This is a genomic window from Amycolatopsis plumensis (assembly GCF_042652605.1).
Lineage (GTDB): Bacteria > Actinomycetota > Actinomycetes > Mycobacteriales > Pseudonocardiaceae > Amycolatopsis > Amycolatopsis plumensis.
This window is the reverse complement of the sequence record NZ_JBHSJY010000002.1, coordinates 1-21,174: the sequence shown is the minus strand read 5'-3', so window position 1 is coordinate 21,174 and position 21,174 is coordinate 1. Positions and strand designations below refer to the sequence as shown.

The window sequence follows — 21,174 nt, the reverse complement described above, 5'->3', positions numbered from 1 at the left end:
GTCTCGCTCCGGAGCACCTCGCGATCATCGACGCCATCTGCACGCACCGCCCGCGAGCAGGCCGCCGAGGCCGCGCGAACCCCACCTGGCCAGTGTGATCGAGGCCCTGAAGGCCGCCGACGCCGAGGTGTCCCACTGCACCCCTGAGCCCCCGGCCGACCACCCGACCCTCCAGGTACGCAGGCCGACCCTCCAGGTACGCGAGCCGACCGTCCAGGTGCGCAAGCTAGCCCAGTTAGCCGCCAAAATTGTTGACAATTTCGTCGACCGAACCCTACGGTGGCGGTATGAAGCCCGTCATCGTCACCGATCCGCCCCGTGCCGACCTCGACCAGGTGGCGCGGCTGGGGGGGATTTACGGCGTCGCCACCGTGCACGAGGCTCTCGGCCGCTCCGGTCTCCTCTCGGCCGGGCTCCGGCCGATCCAGGACGGCGTCCGCGTCGGCGGCACCGCCGTCACCGCGCTGTGCTGGCCCGGGGACAACCTGATGATCCACGCCGCCGTCGAGCAGTGCCGGGAAGGCGACGTCCTCGTCGTCACCACCACGTCGCCGTGCCAGGACGGCCTGTTCGGCGAGCTCTTCGCCACCGCGCTGCGCCACCGCGGCGTGCGGGGGCTGGTCACCACCACCGGCGTCCGCGACGTCGCCGACCTGCGGGCGCTCGGCTTTCCCGTCTGGTCCGCGGCGATCAGCGCGCAGGGCACCGTGAAGGCGACCGCGGGCGCGGTGAACGTCCCCGTCGTCGTCGGCGGGCAGCTCGTCCGCCCGGGCGACGGCATCCTCGCCGACGACGACGGCGTCCTCTGCGTCCGCCGCGAAGACGTCCCGAGTGGACTCGAGAAGGCTCGGGCGCGGCTGGAGAAGGAAGCCGCCGCCGGGAGGCGTTCGCGACCGGCCAGCTCGGCCTGGACCGCTACGGCCTGCGCGAAAAGCTCGAGGCCCTGGGCGTCCGCTACCTGACCGCCGAGGAGTACGAGAAGGAGCAGGCATGACCGGCGTGCGCTGCATGCTCATGCGCGGGGGCACCTCGAAGGGGGCCTACTTCCTCGCCGAGGACCTCCCGGCCGACCGGCCGCCGCGACGACCTGCTGCTGCGGATCATGGGCACCCCCGACCCGCGCCAGATCGACGGCCTCGGCGGCGCCAGCCGGTCACCAGCAAGGTCGCCGTCGTCTCGAAGGCCGCCGACGCCGGACACGACGTCGACTACCTCTTCCTGCAGCTCGGTGTGGAGGAGCCCACCGTCTCCGACCGCCAGACCTGCGGCAACCTGCTCGCCGGCGTCGGGCAGTTCGCCGTCGAGCGGGGGCTCGTGCCCGCCGGCCCGGAGCGCACCACCGTCCGCGTGCGGCTGCTCAACACCGGTTCGATCGCCGTCGCGACGTTCGCCACGCCCGGCGGCGAAGTCGACTACCGAGGCGGCACCGCCATCTCCGGCGTCCCCGGCACCGGCCGCCCGGTCGAGCTGGACTTCACCGGCACGGAAGGGTCGGTGTGCGGCAGCCTGCTGCCCACCGGCCACGTCCGCGACGACGTCGGCGGCCTCGAAGTGTCCTGTGTGGACAACGGGATGCCGGTCGTCGTCGCGCGCGCCGAAGACCTCGGCGGCGAGCCGGGCCTGGCCGAGCGGATCGACGCGCTGCGCATCGAGGCCGGGAAGCTGATGGGCCTCGGCGACGTCCGCGGCTCGTCCGTCCCGAAGACCACGCTGGTTTCCGCGCCCCGCCACGGCGGCGCGATCGCCACCCGCACCTTCATCCCGGTCAAGCCGCACCCGTCGATCGGGGTGCTCGGCGCGGTGAGCGTCGTGACGGCGTTGCTGCTGGACGGCGCGGTCGGGGCCGAGCTCCTGCGCAAGCCGCCGGCGGGCGAGCCGATCGAAGTCGAGCACCCGAGCGGCAAGCTCGCCGTCGCGATCGAGTTCGACGGGTCCCGCGTCCGCCGGTCGACGGTCATCCGCACCGCCCGGAAGCTGTTCGACGGCACCGTTTTCCCCGTTCCTGAGGAGCCGGCCTTGTCTTCGCCACGCCACGAGGTCGCGCACCTCGGCCACGTCGAGCTGTTCACCCCCGAGCCGGAGCGGAGTCTGGACTTCTTCGTCCGGGTGCTCGGCCTGACCGAGAACGGCACCGACGGCGACTCGGTGTACCTGCGCACCTGGGACGACTACGAGCACCACAGCCTGAAGCTCACCGCGGCGAAGACCTCCGGCGTCGGGCGGACGGCGTTGCGCGCCTCCAGCGAGGAGGCGCTGCAGCGGCGCGTGGCCGCGCTGGAGGAGCGCGGGCTCGGCGTCGGCTGGGTCGACGGCGACACCGGCATCGGCCCGACGTACCTGTTCCGCGACCCGGACGGGCACGAACTCGAGCTCTACTGGGAAACCGAGCGCTACCGGCCGCCGGAGTCCCTGCGCCCGGCCCTGAAGAACCAGGCGCAGGCGTACCCGGGCCGCGGCGTCGGCGTCCGCCGCCTCGACCACGTCAACTACCTGGCCCGCGAGGCGGAGCCCAACGGCCGGTTCGTCTGCGACGTCCTCGGCGGCCGGGTGACCGAGCAGATCCGGCTCGACAGCGGCGTGATTTCCGGGCAGTGGACGCACTTCGCGCAGAAGTCCTACGACCTCGTCTACACGAACGACCGGACGGGTTCGCACGGGCGCCTGCACCACATCGCGTTCGCGACCGACACGCGTGAGGACATCCTGCGGGCCGCGGACATCGCACTGGACAACGGGGTCCACATCGAGACGGGCCGCACAAGCACGCGATCCAGCAGACGTTCTTCCTGTACGTCTACGAACCCGGCGGCAACCGCATCGAGCTGTGCAACCCCACCGGACGGCTGATCTTCGCGCCGGACTGGGAGCCGGTCACCTGGACGGAGGCCGAGCGCGCGAAGGGGCAGGCGTGGGGGCTGAAGACGATCGAGTCGTTCCACACCCACGGCACCCCGCCGGTCTGAGCCCGGAAATCACCCGGCGGTGGCTGACATCCCGCCGCGGCGCGACTACGTGGGCTACGGGGAAATCACCGGCGCAAGGGGGAGGCGCTGCGATGGGGGAGAATGCCGGCTGGGCACCGTCGGGATGGCCGCTGTGGGCCTTGCCCGGGCGGGTGCGGGTGCTCGTTCTCGGTGTGGTCCTGGCGGTCTTCGGCCTGATGGGGCTCGCGGCCCGGACGGTCCCGACGCCGGAGCAGTGGACGGCCGCGGGCTGGCTCGCCGCGGCGGCGCTGCGCACCTGCACGCCTCGCACCTGGTCCAGCGCCGTCGCCGCGCCCGGGCCGGCACGCCGTACCTCGACCTCTGCAGCGTCTGGATCTTCGCCGGGGTGATCGTGCTGCCCCTGGTGCTCGAGCTGGCGCTGGTGGCGGTGCTGTACGCCCACCGCTGGGTGCTGGTCAACCGGTTCGACGCGGTCCGGCCGCCGCACCGCGCCGTGTTCACCGCCGCCACGCTCGCGCTGGCCGCGGCCGCCGCGGCCGGGGTCCTGCACTCGAGCGGCGTCCAGGAGCACCTCGCCGACGGCGCCCGGCCGGCTGGCCGGACCTGGCCGCCGTGGTCGCCGCGGCCGCGGTGCAGTGGGCGGTCAACACCGCGCTCGTCGGCACGGTCATCGCCTGGACGGTCCCCGCCGAGGACCCCCGCCGTCCGCTGGGCAGCGCTTCGGACAACCTGCTGGAGGTGGGCCAGCTGGCGCTCGGCGTGTTCGTCGCGCTCGCGCTGCTGTGGTGGCCGCCGGCCGCGCTGCTGATGGTCGTCCCGACGTTCGCGCTGCACCAGTGCGTCCAGCTCGACCAGCTGAAGCTGGCCGCCCGCACCGACCAGCGCACCGGGCTGCTCAACGCGGCCGCCTGGCACGAGCAGGCCGAGCGCGCGCTCGAGCGCGCCCGCGGGCGGATCGCGGTGCTGATGATCGACCTCGACTGGTTCAAGCGCATCAACGACACCCACGGCCACCCGGTCGGCGACGACGTCCTCGCCGAGGTGGCCACGGCGCTCACCCGGGCCGTCCGGCGCGGCGACACGGTCGGCCGGTACGGCGGGGAGGAGTTCGCCGTCCTGCTGCCCGACGTCGACGAAGCCGAGGTCCGCGCGATCGCCGAGCGGATCCGGCTCCGGATCGGGCGTTGCGCATCACCGCGAAGACGGGGGAGCCGGTGACGCTCTCGGCGACGATCGGCGCGGCGCTGCGCCCGGCGGAGCCCGGTGGAGGTCTCGACGGGCTGATCCGCGCGGCGGACGACGCGCTCTACGCGGGCAAGAAGGCCGGGCGGGACCGGGTGGCGGTCGCCACGCCTCAGTTCTGACCGGGATCGGCCGGGCCGCGGTGGTGCTGCAGGGCCAGCCCGCGGTCGTGGTCGAAGGTCACCGGGACCTCGGCGCCGACCAGGGGACACAGCCGCAGCGCCTCGCGGGTGACCGCGTCGTAGAGGTCGTCGGTCGCCGCGCCGGGCAGGTAGATGCCGACGGCCGCGCGGAGTTCGTAGCCGCCGTCGTCGCGGTGGGCCAGCGTGGCTTCGGCCGTGACCACGCTTTCGGCCGGCTCGACGTCGAGCGAAGTCGCCGCGATCGTCAGCGACTGGTGCAGGCAGGTCGCCAGCGCGGCGGCGTAGAGCCGCTCGGGGTTGAGCGCGTCGGCGGTGCCGTTGCCGCTGGGCTCGCCGACCGGGTAGGCGAGGTCGCCGCGGCCGTCCACCCGGACGCTGCCGCGGCTCGACGTCGCTTCCGCCGAGTAGATGTCCCGTGCCATCGCGTCCTCCGGGGTCGTTTCCGCGCGGTTACCCGGCGAAGACCGCCCCACACGCTCAGCTCGTCTCCCGCACTTCCAGGCGGTGCGGCGCGACGATCGACCGGGGCGGTTCCGGGTCGGCCGCCTGCCGCGCCAGCCGGTCGAGGGCGAGCTCGGCGATCCGGTCCTTGTCCGGTGACACGGTCGTGAGGGCCGGCACGCTGTAGCGGCCGTCTTCGATGTCGTCGAAGCCCGCCAAGGCCACCGATTCCGGCACCCGGACACCGCGGTCGGCGGCTGCCCGCAGCGCGCCCAGGGCCAGTTCGTCGGTGAAGCAGAAGACGGCGTCGGGCGGCCGGGGCAGGTCGAGCAGGCGCAGCATCGCCTGGTGGCCGTCGGCCCGGTGCAGGCGCCGCACCGGCACCTCCAGCTCCGGCTCGGCCGGCAGGCCCGCCTCGGCCAGCGCCTGCCGGTAGCCGTCGAGACGCTGGCGCGCGGTCGCGTTCAGCGAGCGCGGCTGGATGCCCAGCGCCGCGACCCGGTGGCGGCCCGCGGCCAGCAGGTGCCGGGTGGCGTCGCGGGCGGCGGCGACGTTGTCGATCGCGACGTGGTCGACGCCGGCGGTGCCGTCGTGCTCGCCCAGCAGCACCAGCGGGACGGGGTCGGTGCGCGCGGCCAGCTCCGCCGGGGCCACCGCCCACGGACTGAACAGGACACCGTCGACCAGCTGGCTGCGGCGGCCGTGCAGCAGCTCCTTCTCGCGCTCGGCGTCGCCGTCGGTCTGGTCGATGAGCACGGTCAGGCCCCGGGCACCGGCGATCCGGACCGTCCGCGCGGCGAGCTCGGCGAAGTACGGCGAGTCGATCTCCGGGATCACCAGCGCCACCAGCCCGGTCCGGCCGCGCCGCAGGGTGCGGGCGGCCAGGTTGGGCGGTAGCCGAGCGCGTCGATGCTCGCCTGCACGCGTTCCCGGTCGCCGGGGCCACGTACCGGAACCCGTTGACCACGTTGGACACCGTGCGCACCGAGACGCCGGCGTGCTCGGCCACGTCACGCAGTTTCGGGTTCACCCGTGCAGCGTACCTCTTGCAACGTGGCATGCCACGTTGCAAACTGAGCTGCCACGCCGTCGAGCTCCCAGGAGGCCAGGATGACCGTGCCCGCCCCGCTGCCCGCGGCCGAACTCGCGGCGCTGACCGAACGCCTGCACGCCGACGGCATCATCGGCCTGCCGCAGGCGTTCACCCGTGACTGGGTGCGCCGGCTCGGCGAGGACATCGACACGGCGTTCGCCGAGGCCCGCGCCCGGCCGGACGGCGCCGTCGGCCGCGGCCCGAACCGCTTCTACGTCGAGATCCACCGGGAGCAGCTGCGCGGGTTCACCGACCTCGTCACCCACCCGTGGATCACCGCCGTCGCCGAGGTGGTGCTGGGGCCGGAGTACCGGATCGTCGAGGTCGGCTTCGACGTCCCGCTCGCCGGCGCGGCCGACCAGCCGTGGCACCGCGACTTCCCGATGCCCGGCGAAACCGCCCGCGAACGGCGGCTGACGTCGCTGGCGGTGAACGTGACCGCCGTCGACACCGAGCCGGACATGGGGCCGTTCGAGATCGCGCCCGGCACGCACTGGGACGACGGCGGTGCGTTCGAGCACGGCATGTTCCCGCCGCGCGCGGCCTACCCGCGCTACCGGGAACTGGCGACGCGCAAGTACCCGCGGATGGGCGACATCTCGATCCGCTCGGCACTGACGGTCCACCGCGGCACCGCGAACCGGTCGGCGAAGGCGCGCCCGGTGCTCGTGCTGGGGCTCGACGCCCCGGGAGCGGGCAACGACGAGCGTCACGACACCGCGGTGACGAAGGAGTTCTGGGCCTCGCTGCCGGAATCGGTGCGGGCGCACCTGGACTGCCCGGTCGTCGACGTCCTGCGGCCGATCACCCAGAAACACACGATCGAGGGGCTCGTGATGGGGGCCTGATGTTTGGCGGTCCGGACGCGGGCACCTGGTGGCCATGGCTGAAGCGGGAATCACCGAAATGACGGGCCGGGCCGGCGTCGTCGCGGCGCTGCGCCGCGTACTGCTCGCCTTCGGGGTCGGCGGTGCACTGGCGTGCCTCGCCTGGATGGCGTTGTGGCTGCCATGCACGTCTAGCGGACGGCTCCGGCCACGCGAAGTGGCCGGAGCCGGGGTTTCACTGGCAGGCTTCGCAGTCCGGGTCGTCGATCCGGCAGGCGGCGCCGTCGGTGAGCGGGAAGTCGAAGTCCTCCAGCTCGGGCACGGCGACGGACTCTTCCGGGGTGGTGGTGGCGGACATGGCCCTCCCTGTGGACGAACGGGTTCTCCTGTGTGTAGCGCCGAAGATCGCCGCGCATTCCGTGACGCGCACCACACCCGGGATGACCGGCCGCACGTCGGACGATGTCCGTGTCGACGGCCGTCCTGGTGGGTAGTCCCTCTGCGGATGATCCCGGACGGAAGGTGCTCTCGTGCCGCAATGGGTGGGGGCGGGGCTGTGGGGCCTCGTCGGCGGGGTGGCGCTCGTGCTCGGCGCCGCCGTGGCCTGGTGGGTGCGGGTCTCGCGGCGGGGCGTCGCCGGGATCATGGCCTTCGGCGCCGGGGTGCTCATCTCCGCGCTGGCCTTCGACCTCGTCGACGAAGCCCAGCGGTCCGGCGGACTCTGGCCGACCGCGGCCGGCTTCTCGGCGGCGCCGCCGTCTACGTCCTGATCAACGTCCTGCTGGCCCGCCGGGGTGCCCGCACCGCAAGCGTTCCGGTGCGCAGCAACCGTCCGAACAGGACACCGCGGGCAGCGGGGCGGCCATCGCCGTCGGTGCCCTGCTCGACGGGATCCCGAATCGGTGGTGCTCGGCGTGTCCTGCTCGGGGGCGGCGGCATCGGCGTCACCGTGCTCGCGGCCGTGTTCATCTCGAACGTCCCCGAAGGCCTCTCTCAGCGCCGCCGGCATGAAGACCGCCGGACGCAGTGCCGGTACATCTTCGGCGTCTGGAGCGGCATCGCGGTCGCCAGCGGGATCGCGGCCCTCCTCGGCAACCTGCTGCTGCGGACGCGTCCCCCGCGACCGTCGCCGCGATCACGGCGGTGGCCGCGGGGGCGATCCTCGCCATGATCGCCGACACCATGATCCCCGAGGCATTCGAGCGCACCGAGCTCTACACCGGGCTGCTCGCCACCCTCGGCTTCCTGACCGCGTTCGTCATCGGGCACGTCGGCTGAGCGCGACCGCGACGCCCGCTTCGCTGCGCCGCCGGGCCCACCGCTGGTGGGCCCGGCGCGGACTCGCCGCGGGCTACGCGGCCGCGCTGACGACGTGGCTGGCCGGGCCGAGCAGCGCGCCGAGCCTGTCGAAGTACCTGAGTCCTCTGGCCACCGCGGTATTCGGCGCGGACGGTCATCGGTTTCCCTCTCGGCGGCCTTCGGCGGTGGTCTTGAGGTCGGCGAGCCAGGCGTCGAGCCCGGCGGCCAGATAGCGAAGGGCGGTGGCGGGGTCGGCCTCGAGCTGCGCGCCCGTCCAGCTCTCCTCGGTGCGGACGAGCACGCCGCCGCGCACCGGGGTGAACGTCCAGACGTGCACGCCGCGGTCGATGCGCAGCCCGTCGCCGATCGCGGGACCGGTCCAGCGGACGCACCGGCCGGGCTGCATTTGCCCGACCGTCGACGTGATGACCAGCGTGGTCGCCGGGGTGGTGGGTGTCGCCGGGCCGGGGTGGTCCAGCGGAACCGCGAACCCGGGCGCAGCGGACCGGCGTCGAGGCGCTTCGCGCTTGTGACGGACGGCTGCCACGCGGGCCAGCGCACCACGTCGGTGTGCAGTCTCCAGACCGCGGCGGCCGGCGCCCTGATGACCGTTTCGGTCCGGTGGTTGCAGCTGCGCGGCCGGGTCGATGCCCGCGCCGCGGCAGCTCAGGGCCGTCGCCGGGGTGGCCTCGGCGACGGCGGCGGTGCCGGTGAGCCCCGCGGTGACCGCCAGCGCGAGCAGTGCCGAACTCATCATGACGTCCTCCGGTTGTTAGTGCCTGTCGTGATGGTTAGAAGCTATAACCACAGTCGTGTGAGTGTCAATAAGAAAAGTGATAGGGTCTAACAGTGATGACCGAGAGCCCGCGAGAGCGGTATCGAGCCCAGTTGCGCGAGGAGATCAAGCGCCACGCGTGGGAGCAGATCGCCGCGGCCGGCGTGCCCGCGCTGTCGCTCACGCGATCGCCAAGCAGGTCGGCATGAGCGGCCCGGCGCTGTACCGGTACTTCGCGAGCCGGGACGAGCTGATCACCGCGCTCATCCGCGACGCCTACCGCAGCCTCGCCGACACCGTGCGCGTGGCGCGTGACGCGGGGCGGACCTGGCCGGGCTCGCGAGCGCCATCGGGGACTGGGCGCGCAGCGACCCGCAGCGGTACTTCCTCATCTACGGCACGCCGGTGCCCGGCTACCACGCGCCCGAGGACACCACGCGATCTCGTTCGAGGTCATGGCGGTGCTGATCGAGGCCTGCGCCGAAGGGACGGGCGACGAGCCGCCGACGCCCTTCGACACGCACCTCGAGACCCACCGCGACTGGGCGGGCGGCCACCCGGCACCGCCCGCGGTCCTGCACCGCGCGCTGTCCTTCTGGACCCGCCTGCACGGCGTGCTCTCCCTCGAGCTGGCCGGCCACTTCGCGCGGCCGGCACTTCGAAGATCGACCCGGACTGTATCACCGAGGAACTGGCCGCGCTGAAGCGGCGGTGATCACCCGGTCTGCTCCCGGATCCAGTCCGCCACGACGTCCACCCGGGCGATCGTTTCGGCGCCGGGCTGCGGGCACGGCGGCCCGGTGTTGACGATGGCCACCAGCGTCGCGGTGGCGTCGTCGTCGGAGGTGAAGAACGGCCGCCCGAGTCCTCGGGGCAGGGGGCCGTTCTCGACCGTGCGCCGGCCGACGGGCTGGGCCTCCAGGGTCGCCTGGCCGATGCCCGACACGGTGAAGCGGCCGCGCTTGAGGTGGTCGGACGGGCCGAGCACGGTCGCCGAGAGCGAACCCCAGCCGGCGAACTGGAGCTGCTGGCCGATCGACGCCGGGTCGTGGCCAGCGTCACCGGCGCGAGGTCGTCGACCGGGCTGCCGAGCTTGGCCACCGCCAGGTCGTTCACCGGCGACTGCCGCACGTCGACGACCTCGCTCGTGCGCCCGCCGGGGTCGGTGTCCTTCAGCCGCCCGACGGTGACGGTCATCGTGTACGGCGGCCGCCCGCCGATCCGGGCGTCCGCGATGTCGTGGAAGCAGTGTCCGGCGGTGACGATCCACTGCGGCGCGACCAGCGCCCCGCTGCACGCGCCGCTGCGCACCCCGCCGCCGGGGACCGGGAATGTCGCCGGACGTCAGCTTCGCGTTGAACGGCAGGATCGGGTTGGGGGCCGGCCGGGCGGACGTCGTCACCGTTCCCGGGCCGGGGCCGCGGGGCCGGGCCGGTGATCGGCGTCGTGCGTTCTGCCGGGCCGGTGACCCATGCCGTCGGCCCGGTGCTTCTCGCCGGTGACCGAAACCGCCACCGCGCTCGTCTGGCCCGTGGTTCGGTCCACCCTGCCGGTGATCGAGCCGCTCTCTCGCGCCGCGAAGGCGTTGCTCTCGCCGGTGACCGGTGCCGTCGCCGTGCTCGTCGAGCCGGTCTTCTCCGCCGTCGACGCGCCCGTTGCCGACCTCGTCGGGGCCCTCACCAGCGTCGTCAAGCCCGTGGCCGGGTCCGCTTCTCCCGTGGTCACCGGCCTTCTCACCCCCGTCGACGACCATGCCGGGCGGCCCGTCCTCGCGCCGGTGGCCGAGGCCGTCGAAGCGTCCGCCACCGCGGGCTTCGTCGTCCGGGTCGTTTTTCCGGCCGCCCCGCCCATGAGCGGCCCGCCGCCGGCCCCGCGGCCCACCCCGGTCCTCGAGAACGCCGCACGCGTGGTCGCGCCCGGCTGCTCCGCGACCGTCTCCGCCACGGGTCCGCGCCGGGGGACGGCTCACCACTCCGCGGTCAGCTCGGCAGTCCGCGGCGCGAGGAGGCTCCGGTGTATCCCGGCGCGCCCGGGTCGTCGCCCGATGTCGCCTCGGGTGGCGGCTCCCCGCTGCCGCCCGCCTTCCTGACCGCGGGCCATGCCCCGCACCACCTCCGGGCGTCCACCGGGACGCACGGGGTCTTCGTGCCGCTGTGGCGGCCCTCCGAACCGGGCACCGGGCCCGGATAGCCCGTTCCGATCTTCCGCCTGTCGTGTGCTCCGCGGCGCGATCCGCGCTGCCCGCGACTGCCGTACCGAACCGAACAACCAAGCGTGGAAGAGGGACGAAATGGAAGCGAGCGTGTTCGACCTGGGGAAGGTGCGAAGAGACGCGGTGGTCACCGTCCGCCTGGACGCGATGGCCAACGTCAGGCTCCTGACGGCGGTCAACTTCCAGGCCTACCGGCGCCGGCAGTACTACCGGATGCACGGAGGGGTGGCCACCGCACCGATGTTCAAAATCCACATCCCGGCGAACGCCCACTGGTTCCTGGTGATCGACGTCGAGGGCCTCGAAGCCGGCCCCTGCGCCCGCGGGTGAGCGTCGAACCGGAAGCGGCCGTCACCTCCCGCGGACGCGGCCGAGAGTGAACTCTCCCTTCGCGGCCCCGGGCTCCGGGGCCGCGAAGGCGAACGCGTCGGCGACCGGATGCGGGGTACCCGGCCCGGATGCAGACGTTCCTGCCGTGCACCGACTTCACCGCCAGCGCCCGCACGCTCGACCGCCGCCGGCTCGGCAAGCAGCGCGTGGAGGCGCTGCAGGTGCTGCGCGCGCTGGTGATCCCCGGCTACGGCTGGCGCCACCACCCGGCGGCGAAGATGTGGACCGGCTACGAGGAGGCCTTGACGCGGTACGGCCTCGAAGTCTGCGCGGTGTGGTGCGAGCTGGGCGCGGCGGACACGTGCGCGGTGAAGCTGGGGAGGAGTTCACCCGATCGGTGCACAAGGCCGAGGTCCGAACCCAGGCCGAGCTCACGGCGGCGGGTGACGTGCCCCCGTGGCTCGGCGACGAATCGCTGCACCGCAGCCACCAGTCGGCACTGGTGCGCAAGGACCCGGACCACTACGGCGCGCAGTTCCCCGGGTACCGCCGGACCTGCCGTACGTGTGGCCGCCCTCGGACCGCCCGAGCCGGACGGCCTGACCGGGCCGGGTGGCTTGGCTGGGCGAGCGGGAGTGGCTTGACCAAACGAGCCTTACGGCCTGACCGGGCCGGGCGGCCTGGCCGGGCCAGGCCGGGCGGGGTGGTTTGGCCGGACTGAATGAGGTGGCTGGGCCGAGCCGGGTGGTTTTGGCCCGGCCGAGCCGGGCGGGCGCCGTGACCGGCCGAGCGGGGTGGTTTGGCGGCCGAGCCAGACGCCCTGACCGGCCGAGCGGGCTAGCGTGGCCTGTCCCAGCCGCGCGCCCTGACCCGCCAAACTGCAGCCCGCTCGACCGCGGTCACCCCTCCCGCACCCACGCCCCACCACGCAATGAATGACCCATTCCTGACCTCCAACGCCATGAATGAGTCATTCACTGCATCCCCCGCCGGACCTGCGGCTCCACTGGTCCGCATCCCCGTCCCACCCCGTCCTTCGGAGGATTTACAACGTTGTACCAACGATGTAAAAAAGTCCCTGCCCGGCTCGCCCGCCGTTGGAAGGGGCCATCGATGTCCTCCCGAGAACACCTCACCCGCCGTGATCTGCTCCGGCTCGCCGGAGGTTCCGCCGCTGCCGTCGCCGCCGCCCTGTGGCTGCCCGGGACCGCCGCCGCCGGGACGTTCAGCCCGATCCGGCCGCCCGCCACCCCGCTGATCGTCCGCTCGCCCTACCTGTCGACCTGGCAGGCCGCCGACACCCTCCCGGCACCTGGTCGAGCTTCTGGACCGGCCACATCACCGCCCTCTGCGGCATCGCCCGCATCGACGGGACCGCCTACCTCTTCGCCGGCGCGCCCGGCAGCCCGGCCCTGACCCCGATGACGCAGGTGAGCCTCCAGGTCACCGGCACCCGCTCGAGCTACGTGCTCACCGGCGGCGGCGTGAACCTCACCGTCACGTTCTTCTCCCGGTCGACCCGGCCAACCTGCAGCGCCAGTGCGTCCCGTTCGGGTACGTCACCCTCCAGGCCACCAGCGCCGACGGCCGCGCGCACACCGTCGCCCTGCACTTCGACACCTCCGCCGAGTGGGTGCACGGCAACACCGCCACGCCGGTCACCTGGACCCAGCAGCAAGCCGGCGGGTACACCCTGCTCAGCTGCACCCCCGCGAACCCCGGCGTGCTGCAGGAAAACGGCGACCAGGCCAGCTGGGGCTCCCTGGTGCTCGGCGCCCCGGCGTCGGGCACCACCTGGCAGATCGGCCAGGACACCGTCGTGCGCGCCGCCTCGGCGGCCCAGGGCGCACTGAACAACACCAGCGACCCCGCCCAGCCGCGGGCGATCAGCGACCGGTGGCCGGTGCTGGCCTTCGCCAAGAACCTCGGCACGATCCCGGCCGGCGGCAGCTCGGCGCCGTTCACGCTCTCGATCGGGCACGTCCGCACCCCCGCGGTCCGCTACCTCGGCACCGAACTCCGTCCCTGGTGGACGCACTACTGGGGCAGCTGGCCGGACATGGCGGTGTGGTTCGCGAACGACTACGCCGCCGCCCTCGGCGCCGCCACCGGGATCGACCAGCGGCTGCACGACGACGCCGTCGCCGCGGCCGGGGGCGGCAGCACCGGCGAGCACTACGCCGGGATCTGCGCGCTCGCCCTGCGCCAGGCGTTCGGCGGCACCGAGCTGGTCGACCGGGGCGGCGCGCCGTGGGCGTTCCTCAAGGAAATCTCCTCCAACGGCAACATGTCCACAGTGGACGTCACCTACCCGGCGTTTCCGGCCTATCTCTACCTTTCCCCGGCCTACCTGCGGCTGTTGCTGGAGCCGCTGCTCGACTACGCCGAGCGCGGCGGCTGGCCGATGGCGTTCGCCGAGCACGACCTCGGCACCCACTACCCGGACGCGACCGGGCACAACGACGGCAACGAGGAGAGCATGCCGGTCGAGGAGTCGGCCAACATGCTGATCATGGCGGCCGCGCTGGTGCAGCGGCTGCCGCAAGCCGACGCCGCCGCCTTCGTGAACGCCCACTACCGGATCCTGCGGCAGTGGGCGGAGTACCTGGTCGCCAACACCCTCGACCCGGGCTTCCAGAACCAGACCGACGACTTCACCGGCTTCATCGCCCACAGCGCGAACCTCGCGCTGAAGGGGATCATCGGCATCGGCGCGATGGGCGTCATCGCCGCGGCGGCGGGCAACGCGGCCGACGCCCAGCGGTACCGGTCGACGTCCCGCAGCTACATCAGCCAGTGGGTGACGCTCGCCGAGGACGGCCAGCACCTGCGCCTGGCCTACGACCAGCCCGGCACCTGGAGCCTGAAGTACAACGGCTTCGCCGACCGCGTGCTCGGCCTCGACCTCGTGCCGCTCGGCGTCGCGGCGCAGGAGGCCGCCTGGTACCAGGCCCGCGCGGGCGCCCACGGCGTCCTGCTCGACCCGCGCAACAACTACACGAAGGCCGACTGGGAGCTGTGGACCGCGGCCTGGCTCGCCGACCAGCCGAACATCCGCACCACCCTGGTCGAAGGCGTCTACAGCTACGCGAACACCACGCCCCAGCGGGTGCCGTTCTCCGACTGGTACGTCGTCGCCGACGCGACCCAGCGCGGCTTCCAGGCCCGCCCGGTCGCCGGCGGCTACCTGGCGCTGCTGACCCGCCCGGCCGCGTCGACGACGGTGTGGCGGAAGCTGCAGAACCAGCGGTCGGGCAAGGTCCTGGCCGTCCAGGACATGTCGCTGGCCGACACCGCCGAGGTGACGCAGTGGTCGGACAACGGCACCGCCGACCACCTGTGGGCCGTCGTGGACAACGGCGACGGCACGGTCCGGATCGTCAACCGCAACAGCGGCAAGGTCCTCGCCGTGCACGACCAGAGCCTCGACAACGGCGCCCACGTCCAGCAGTACCGCGACAACGGGACGCCGGACCACAACTGGCGGATCGTCGACGCCGGCGGCGGCTGGTCGAAGCTGGTCAACGTCCGCAGCGGCAAGGTCCTGGCGGTCGACCAGCAGTCCACGGCGGACGGTGCGCAGGTGACCCAGTGGGACGACAACGGGACCCCGGACCACCTGTGGCGGTTCGCCTGATCCCGGTTTGCGACACTGGCGCCCGTGCGCGCCGACTTCACCCGGATCCACCGCTTCCTCGAGGAGCGTGACCCGCCGACGCCGTGCCTGGTCGTCGACACCGACGTCGTCGCGGCGCGGGCGCGGGAGTTCGGCGCGGCGTTCCCCGGCGCGCTGATCCGGTACGCGGTCAAGGCCAACCCGGCGCCACCGGTGCTCGACGCGCTGGTGGCGGCCGGGATCGGCTTCGACGTCGCCGGCCCGGCCGAGCTGGAGCTGTGCCTCGGCCGCGGTGCCGATCCGGCGGACATCGCCTACGGCAACCCGATCAAGAAACCGCGCGACATCGCCTTCGCGTTCGGCCGCGGGGTCCGGGAGTTCACTTCGGACGCCCCCGCCGACGTCGACCACCTCGGCCGGTACGCGCCCGGCTCGGCCGTGTCGATCCGCGTCGTGCTCGACGCGCCGGACTCGGCCACCCCGTTCGGCCGGAAGTTCGGCTGCGTCCCGGCCGAAGCACTCGACCTGGTGCTGCGGGCGGCCGAGCGGGGGCTGCGGCCGGGCATCGCCTTCCACGTCGGCTCGCAGCAGCCGGACGTCACCGCCTGGCCGATCGGCATCGCCACGGCGGCGAAGCTGTTCGGCGAGGCCGCGGCGCACGGCGTCGCGATGACGCGGCTCAACCTCGGTGGCGGCTTCGCGACCACCCACCGCACGGCCGTCCCGCCCTTGGCCGCGTACGCGTCGGCGATCGCGTCGGCGCTGGACACGTCGTTCCCGGCCGGCCGGCCGGAGCTGATGCTCGAGCCGGGCCGGGTGCTGGTCGCGGACGCCGGCCTGCTGCGGACCGAGGTCGTGCTGGTCGCCCACCGGGACGAGCGGCGCTGGGTCTACCTGGACATCGGCCGCTACAACGGGCTCGCCGAGGCCGAAAACGAAGCGATCGCCTACCGGGTCGAACCGGTGGACGACCACGACGGCCCGGATGGCCCGGTGGTCCTCGCCGGGCCCACCTGCGACGGCGACGACGTGCTCTACCAGCGGACGCCGTACCGGCTGCCGGTGTCGCTGGGCAGCGGCGACCGGCTCGACCTGCCGGGCACCGGGGCCTACACCGCGAGCTACGCGTCGGTGGCGTTCAACGGGATCGAGCCGCTGCGCACGTACTGCGTCGGGCGGTGGGGAGATGCCTGACGTGGGCCGGTTCACCGGGCGGCACGTGCTCGCCGAGCTGCACGGCGTCGACCCGGGCCTGCTCGACGACCCGGTGCGCCTCGGGGAGCTGCTGCGGGCCGCGGTGACGGAGGCGGGCGCGACGGTCCTCGACGTCGTCGCGCAGCGGTTCACGCCGCAGGGTGCCACGGTGATCGCGCTGCTGGCCGAGTCGCACGCGTCCGTCCACACCTACCCGGAGCACGGGTCGCTCTTCGCCGACGTGTTCACCTGCGGGGAACGCGCGGATCCCGAGCACGCCCTGCGGTTGCTGGCGGCGTCGCTGCACGCCGCCTCCGTCCACCTGTCGGTCCTCCACCGGGGAGAACGCTGATGCCCCTGATCCACGAACCGGTCGGCGACGGCCTCACCCGCGTCTGGGAGGTCGGCGACGTGCGGTTCCACGAGCGCACGCCGTACCAGGAGGTGCTGATCGGAACGACCGCGCAAGGGGTTTCGCTGTTCTGCGACGGCGAGCGCCAGAGCACCGAAGCCAGCCAGCTGGTCTACCACGAAGCGCTGATGGTGCCCGCGCTGCTGCTGGCCGAGCAGGTGCGGCGGGTCCTGATCGTCGGCTCGAGCGAGGGGGTCGCGAGCGAGCTGGCGGTCGCCGCGGGCGCCGGGCTGGTCGACCACGTCGACATCGACGAGCGGGCCGTGCGCGCGTGCGCCGAGCACCTGCCCTACGGCTACACCCCGGCGGACCTCGCGCGGGCCGAGCGCGGGGACGGCCCGATCCGGGTGTCCTATGCGGACGGCTGGGCCTTCCTCGCCGCGGCCGAAGCCCGGGGCGAGACCTACGACGTGGTCGTGATCGACCTGCCGGACGAGACCACCGATCCGGCCGCGCAGCATAATCGCCTGTACGGCAAGGAATTCCTCGCCCGCTGCGCGCGCCTGCTGGCACCGGGCGGGGTGGTGGCGTGTCAAGCGGGCTGCCCGACGCTGTGGCGCAACGAGACGCTGCGCGCGTCCTGGCGGCGGTTCCGCGAAGTATTCGGCGCGGTGCTGTACTTCGGCTCCGACGAGCACGAATGGGCGTTCCTGTCCGGCCGTGCGGATCCGGTCGGCAATCCGGGTGCGCTGGTGGCCCGGCGGTTCGCCGAGCGGGGGACCGCGGCGGCGACGCTGGACGCCGAAGCGCTGCTCGGCGGCTGCACCCCGCCGCGTTCCCTGCGCACCGGTGGTCCGGATCAGCCGTCTTGACCTTCGATTCCCCGAATATCGAGCCCCGGGAAAGATGAATGAGCGGGAAATGGATTTCCCGTGCCAGACGCCTCTCTCGTGTTACTCCGTTCAGTGGCCGTCGAAAAGGTTGCGATCGCGCTACGATCCTCTCCGCGCGCGATCATCATCACCACCAGGCACCGTGGCCCAACGGGAGGAGCGTCATGCTCGGTATGTCGGTCGTAGGCGCAATGATTCTGTCCACCCTCGTCGCTCCCTTCGATTCCTCGGTGGCATCGGCCCCGAGCGAAAAGATCACGCTCGACATCAAGACGATCAACGGTTCCGGCTGCCCGGCGGGCACCGCCGACGCCTCGGCCGACGTCGCCGCCGACAACACCTCGTTCACGGTGCACTACAGGAACTTCACCGCGAAGGCCGGCGGCGGCGCGTCCGCGCTCGAAGCCCGGAAGAACTGCCAGATCAACGTGCTCGTCCATGTGCCGCAGGGATTCACGTATGCGATCGCCGAGGCGGAGTACCGCGGCTTCGCGCACATCGAGAGCGGGGCGAGCGCGCTCGAGCAGGCCAACTACTACTTCACCGGGACCGCGCCGACCGCTCGGGTGCGGCACAGCTTCCCCGGCCCGTTCCACGGCGTGTGGCGCGCTTCCGACGTCACCGACGTGGCGGAGCTGGTGTTCGCCCCGTGCGGGGAGAGCCGCAACCTGAACATCAATGCGGAACTGCGGGCCGACGCGGGTTCCTCGCCTGGTTCCACTTTCATCGAAATGGATTCCGAACACGCGAGCGTGGACACGATTTACCACTTCGCGTGGAAGACCTGCTGAATTCCGGCGGTCATTGTCACGGCGCCCGCGCACCGGAACCCCTCGCCGGTGAGCGGGTTTGCCGCTGTTCGGACGCGGGCGACCGGATCGGATTCGAGATCCGGGCGTTCACCGGTGCGGGACGGCCGGGGAATCCGCCGAGCACGGACTTCGGCCCCGGTGCCCCCGCAGTCGCGAGGAAGGGCGGCCGAGGTTCTCCGCGGCGCCGGATGAGACGCGGAGCACCCGGTCGGGCCGCGGCCGAAGTCAGGTCCGGGCCGGGCTCCGTTTCGTTTCGGGGCCCGGCACCAAGCGGCACCGTCGTTCGAACCGTTCCATCAGAACGGTGGCGATCAGGACGGCCACTGGGGTGCTCACCGCGATCCACATGTAGGAATAGCTACCCAGCCCGCCGCGCTCTCAATCGCGCGCGGACAGCCGGGTGATCAGGTCCAGCAGGCCGGCGCGGAAGGCGTCGTCGTCGCCGAGCCCGCCGAGCAGGGCGGGTTCCGCGCGCACGGCCTCGTCGTGCACCGCGCGGCCGCTCGCGGTCAGCCGGGTCAGGTGGCGGCGGGCGTCGGCCGGGTCCTCCGTCCGGGTGACGAATCCGGCCTTGGCCAGCCGGTCGAGCGTGCGGCTCATCGTCTGATCGGTCACCTGGCAGTGCTGGGCCAGCGTCCGCTGGGGGAGTGGCCCGTCGCGCAGCGTGTGCAGCGCGATGAGCCCCGCGTGGGTGAGGCCCATGCCGTCGAGCACGGCCACCCAGCGCTGCTCCACCAGCCGCGCGGCCACGGCCAGCAGCCGGCCGGTCGGCCAGGTGCTCAGGTCGGGTTCGGGGGTTGTGCTCACCATCACTCCGGGTCGTCGTGCAGAATGTTCAGCTTGCTGAACAATTGGGCGTGTTCGCGCTCGAAAGGACCTTAGCGACCATGAACGAGAACCCGCGCCGCCTCCGCTGGCTGATCCCGGCCCTCCTGGTGATCGCCTGGCTCGGCCTGGGCGGGTTCGGCGGTCCCTTCGCCGGCAAGCTCGGCGAGGTCGCGAAGAACGACAACGCGGCTTTCCTGCCGCGGTCGGCCGAAGCCACCGAGGTCGCCGACGAGCAGAAGGCGTTCAGCCCGCGCCAGGTGCTGCCCGCGACCGTCGTCGCCGAGCGCACGAGCGGCCTGACCGGCGAAGACCGCCGGTTCCTCGAGGCCAAGGCGCGGGAACTGGGCAGCGTCCCCGGCGTGGCCGGCCCGCTCGGGCGGCCGCAACAGGCACCCCGGGACGAGCAGGCCGCGCAGCTGGCGGTGCCGATCTTCGCCGACGGCAACCCGGCGGACGTCGTCAAGGAGGTCCGGGCGCGCCTCGGCGGCGCTCCGGACGGGCTCACCGTGCTCGTCACCGGGCCGGCCGGGCAGATCGCCGACCTCGTCAAGGCGTTCGGGGGCATCGACGGCATCCTGCTGCTCGTCGCCGGCGGCGTGGTCGCGCTGATCCTCCTCGCGGTCTACCGCAGCCCGCTGCTGCCGTTCCTCGTCCTGCTGTCGGCGGTGTTCGCACTCGGCCTGGCCAGCCTCGTCGTCTACCTGCTGGCGAAACACGACGTCCTGGCGCTGAACGGCCAGAGCCAGGGCATCCTCTCGATCCTCGTCTTCGGCGCGGCCACCGACTACGCGCTCTTGCTGGTCGCGCGGTTCCGCGAGCAGCTGCGCGACACGCCGAGCCGGTTCGACGCCCTCAAGCTCGCCTGGCGCGCGACCCTCGAGCCGATCGCCGCTTCGGCGGGCACCGTCGTGCTCGGCGTGCTGTGCCTGCTGTTCAGCGACCTCAACTCCAACAAGGGACTCGGCCCGGTCGCGGCGATCGGCATCGGCGCCGCGCTGCTGGCGTCCACCACGTTCCTGCCGGCCGCACTGGCCCTGTGCGGGCGCGGCGCGTTCTGGCCGTTCAAGCCGGCGCTGGGCTCACCGCACCCCGAGACGTCCGGGCTCTGGGGCGGGGTGGCGCGCCTGGTCGGCCGCCGCCCGCGCGCGGTCTGGGTGGTGACGGCGCTTGTGCTGGGCGTCGGCGTCGCGTTCCTGCCGCAGCTCAAGGCGTCCGGCACCGCGCAGTCGGACGTCTTCCTGACCGAGGTCGAATCCGGGACGGGCCAGGAGATCCTCGGCAGGCACTTCCCGGGCGGCCTCGGCGCACCGTGATCACGATCGCCGACGCGGACGCGCTGCCCGCGGTCCTGCGCGCGTCCACAATAGACGGAGTGGCACAGTCGTTCCCCCTGCCCGGCCCCGACGGCCGCCCAAGGAGGTCGGCGGCCGCGTCCAGATCCTGTCGGTGCTGAGCGATCCGGCGGACTCGGAGGCGGCGGTCGCCACGGTCGGCAGGCTGCGCGACGCGGTGCACGCGGTCCCGCAGGCGGAACGCGAAGGTGGGCGGCCCGACGGCGATCCAGCTGGACACGCAGCAGACGTCAAAGCGCGACCGGGCGCTGATCATCCCCATCGTGCTGCTGGTGATCTTCCTGGTGCTGGCGTTGCTGCTGCGGTCACTGCTGGCCCCGCTGCTCCTGATCGCCTCGGTGGTGCTGTCGTTCGCGGCGACGATGGGCGTGTCGGCGCTGGTGTTCAACCACGTGTTCGGGTTCCCGGCGCGGACCCGGTGGTACCGCTGTTCGGGTTCGTGTTCCTGGTGGCGCTGGGGATCGACTACAACATCTTCCTGATGACCCGGGTTCGGGAGGAGGCACTGACGCGGGGGACCCGGGATGGAACGTTGCGGGGGTTGTCGCTGACGGGCGGGGTGATCACCTCGGCGGGCGTGGTGCTGGCGGCGACGTTTTCGGCGCTGGCGGTGATCCGATCCTGTTCCTGGCGCAGATCGCGTTCATCGTCGCGTTCGGCGTCCTGCTGGACACGCTGCTGGTGCGTTCGCTGCTGGTGCCCGCGCTGACCATCGACGTCGGGCGGCGCGTCTGGTGGCCGTCGAAGCTGGCGCGCCGGAAGCGTAGGGGCGCCGGCCGACGCACCGAAGAGCCGAAGTGGTCAACGGGTTCTCCTCGGT

General features: G+C 72.9%; 18 protein-coding genes and 8 pseudogenes. 19 read left to right on the top strand and 7 right to left on the bottom strand.

The features are described from left to right. Window positions 1-287 precede the first annotated feature (287 nt). The 5 genes and pseudogenes from ACFPLC_RS46975 to ACFPLC_RS46955 all read left to right on the top strand — a co-directional run bounded on the left by ACFPLC_RS46975 (window position 288) and on the right by ACFPLC_RS46955 (window position 4,309). A pseudogene (locus ACFPLC_RS46975) lies at window positions 288-994 on the top strand (4-carboxy-4-hydroxy-2-oxoadipate aldolase/oxaloacetate decarboxylase). Beyond that, window positions 991-2,847 (top strand): PrpF domain-containing protein, encoded by a 1,857-nt coding sequence (locus ACFPLC_RS46970; RefSeq protein WP_378236329.1) that lies wholly within the window; start codon window positions 991-993, stop codon window positions 2,845-2,847. Before ACFPLC_RS46975 ends, ACFPLC_RS46970 begins: the two are co-directional and overlap by 4 nt. 208 nt (window positions 2,848-3,055) lie before the next feature. After that, window positions 3,056-3,334 (top strand): hypothetical protein, encoded by a 279-nt coding sequence (locus ACFPLC_RS46965; protein WP_378236328.1) that lies wholly within the window; start codon window positions 3,056-3,058, stop codon window positions 3,332-3,334. Between the two features lie 223 nt (window positions 3,335-3,557). Continuing rightward, window positions 3,558-4,163: a GGDEF domain-containing protein gene (locus ACFPLC_RS46960; protein WP_378236327.1), complete on the top strand. Its 606-nt coding sequence runs from the start codon at window positions 3,558-3,560 to the stop codon at window positions 4,161-4,163. Further along, on the top strand, window positions 4,160-4,309 hold the full coding sequence (locus ACFPLC_RS46955) for a hypothetical protein (protein WP_378236326.1): 150 nt from the start codon (window positions 4,160-4,162) through the stop codon (window positions 4,307-4,309). Before ACFPLC_RS46960 ends, ACFPLC_RS46955 begins: the two co-directional genes overlap by 4 nt. Here the strand turns inward: ACFPLC_RS46955 and ACFPLC_RS46950 are convergent. Together ACFPLC_RS46950 and ACFPLC_RS46945 are read right to left on the bottom strand one after the other, a co-directional pair. Further along, window positions 4,300-4,752, bottom strand: a complete 453-nt coding sequence (locus tag ACFPLC_RS46950) for an OsmC family protein (RefSeq protein WP_378201992.1) — start codon at window positions 4,750-4,752, stop codon at window positions 4,300-4,302. The two genes, ACFPLC_RS46955 and ACFPLC_RS46950, sit on opposite strands and share 10 nt — an antisense overlap. 55 nt (window positions 4,753-4,807) lie before the next feature. Then, window positions 4,808-5,801: pseudogene (locus tag ACFPLC_RS46945) on the bottom strand (LacI family DNA-binding transcriptional regulator). Window positions 5,802-5,881: 80 nt separating this feature from the next. Here ACFPLC_RS46945 and ACFPLC_RS46940 point away from each other — a divergent pair. Continuing rightward, window positions 5,882-6,712: a phytanoyl-CoA dioxygenase family protein gene (locus ACFPLC_RS46940; protein ID WP_378236325.1), complete on the top strand. Its 831-nt coding sequence runs from the start codon at window positions 5,882-5,884 to the stop codon at window positions 6,710-6,712. Window positions 6,713-6,926: 214 nt separating this feature from the next. Here the strand turns inward: ACFPLC_RS46940 and ACFPLC_RS46935 are convergent, their stop codons facing one another. After that, complete coding sequence (locus tag ACFPLC_RS46935; RefSeq protein ID WP_255410490.1) at window positions 6,927-7,049, bottom strand: hypothetical protein; 123 nt, start codon at window positions 7,047-7,049, stop codon at window positions 6,927-6,929. Here ACFPLC_RS46935 and ACFPLC_RS46930 point away from each other — a divergent pair. Next, a complete protein-coding gene (locus ACFPLC_RS46930; RefSeq protein WP_378236324.1) occupies window positions 7,048-7,185 on the top strand; it encodes a hypothetical protein in 138 nt (45 codons plus the stop codon). The genes ACFPLC_RS46935 and ACFPLC_RS46930 overlap by 2 nt on opposite strands. A gap of 36 nt (window positions 7,186-7,221) precedes the next feature. Further along, window positions 7,222-7,969 (top strand): annotated as a pseudogene (locus ACFPLC_RS46925) (ZIP family metal transporter). A gap of 175 nt (window positions 7,970-8,144) precedes the next feature. Here ACFPLC_RS46925 and ACFPLC_RS46920 read toward each other — a convergent pair. Beyond that, window positions 8,145-8,747: pseudogene (locus ACFPLC_RS46920) on the bottom strand (SRPBCC family protein). 345 nt (window positions 8,748-9,092) lie between these two features. On the opposite strand from ACFPLC_RS46920, the pseudogene ACFPLC_RS47570 reads away from it, so the two are divergent. Further along, window positions 9,093-9,469 (top strand): annotated as a pseudogene (locus tag ACFPLC_RS47570) (TetR-like C-terminal domain-containing protein). Between the two features lie 11 nt (window positions 9,470-9,480). Here ACFPLC_RS47570 and ACFPLC_RS46910 read toward each other — a convergent pair. Both ACFPLC_RS46910 and ACFPLC_RS46905 read right to left on the bottom strand, forming a co-directional pair. Then, window positions 9,481-9,753 carry a hypothetical protein gene (locus ACFPLC_RS46910; RefSeq protein ID WP_378236323.1) on the bottom strand — a complete coding sequence of 91 codons (273 nt, stop codon included), beginning with the start codon at window positions 9,751-9,753 and terminating at the stop codon, window positions 9,481-9,483. Further along, a pseudogene (locus ACFPLC_RS46905) lies at window positions 9,681-10,076 on the bottom strand (trypsin-like serine protease); the annotation flags it as partial. The gene ACFPLC_RS46910 and the pseudogene ACFPLC_RS46905, both read right to left, overlap by 73 nt. A 187-nt stretch (window positions 10,077-10,263) precedes the next feature. On the opposite strand from ACFPLC_RS46905, the gene ACFPLC_RS46900 reads away from it, so the two are divergent. The 9 genes and pseudogenes from ACFPLC_RS46900 to ACFPLC_RS46860 all read left to right on the top strand — a co-directional run bounded on the left by ACFPLC_RS46900 (window position 10,264) and on the right by ACFPLC_RS46860 (window position 18,153). Further along, window positions 10,264-10,854: a hypothetical protein gene (locus tag ACFPLC_RS46900; protein WP_378236322.1), complete on the top strand. Its 591-nt coding sequence runs from the start codon at window positions 10,264-10,266 to the stop codon at window positions 10,852-10,854. Between the two features lie 201 nt (window positions 10,855-11,055). Further along, a complete protein-coding gene (locus tag ACFPLC_RS46895) occupies window positions 11,056-11,307 on the top strand; it encodes a DUF1883 domain-containing protein (protein ID WP_378236321.1) in 252 nt (83 codons plus the stop codon). A 128-nt stretch (window positions 11,308-11,435) separates the two neighbouring features. Beyond that, window positions 11,436-11,910, top strand: a pseudogene (locus ACFPLC_RS46890) (MSMEG_6728 family protein). 510 nt (window positions 11,911-12,420) lie between these two features. Next, on the top strand, window positions 12,421-12,723 hold the full coding sequence (locus ACFPLC_RS46885) for a hypothetical protein (protein WP_378236320.1): 303 nt from the start codon (window positions 12,421-12,423) through the stop codon (window positions 12,721-12,723). Further along, on the top strand, window positions 12,620-14,944 hold the full coding sequence (locus tag ACFPLC_RS46880) for a glutaminase domain-containing protein (RefSeq protein ID WP_378236330.1): 2,325 nt from the start codon (window positions 12,620-12,622) through the stop codon (window positions 14,942-14,944). The genes ACFPLC_RS46885 and ACFPLC_RS46880 overlap by 104 nt, the downstream gene beginning before the upstream one ends. Before the next feature lie 24 nt (window positions 14,945-14,968). After that, window positions 14,969-16,117, top strand: a complete 1,149-nt coding sequence (locus tag ACFPLC_RS46875; protein WP_378191066.1) for a type III PLP-dependent enzyme — start codon at window positions 14,969-14,971, stop codon at window positions 16,115-16,117. After that, window positions 16,110-16,469, top strand: coding sequence for an adenosylmethionine decarboxylase (gene speD / locus ACFPLC_RS46870; protein WP_378191064.1), 360 nt, complete (start codon window positions 16,110-16,112; stop codon window positions 16,467-16,469). The genes ACFPLC_RS46875 and speD overlap by 8 nt, the downstream gene beginning before the upstream one ends. After that, the gene (locus ACFPLC_RS46865) at window positions 16,469-17,341 is read left to right on the top strand and encodes a spermidine synthase (RefSeq protein ID WP_378191061.1); all 873 of its coding nucleotides are present in this window, start codon (window positions 16,469-16,471) and stop codon (window positions 17,339-17,341) included. The genes speD and ACFPLC_RS46865 overlap by 1 nt, the downstream gene beginning before the upstream one ends. Window positions 17,342-17,526: 185 nt before the next feature. Further along, window positions 17,527-18,153: a DUF4360 domain-containing protein gene (locus ACFPLC_RS46860; protein ID WP_378191538.1), complete on the top strand. Its 627-nt coding sequence runs from the start codon at window positions 17,527-17,529 to the stop codon at window positions 18,151-18,153. A 399-nt stretch (window positions 18,154-18,552) separates the two neighbouring features. Here ACFPLC_RS46860 and ACFPLC_RS46855 read toward each other — a convergent pair whose 3' ends face one another. Next, window positions 18,553-18,984, bottom strand: coding sequence for a MarR family winged helix-turn-helix transcriptional regulator (locus ACFPLC_RS46855; protein WP_378191059.1), 432 nt, complete (start codon window positions 18,982-18,984; stop codon window positions 18,553-18,555). A 77-nt stretch (window positions 18,985-19,061) separates the two neighbouring features. On the opposite strand from ACFPLC_RS46855, the pseudogene ACFPLC_RS46850 reads away from it, so the two are divergent. Next, window positions 19,062-21,174 (top strand): annotated as a pseudogene (locus ACFPLC_RS46850) (MMPL family transporter); the annotation flags it as partial.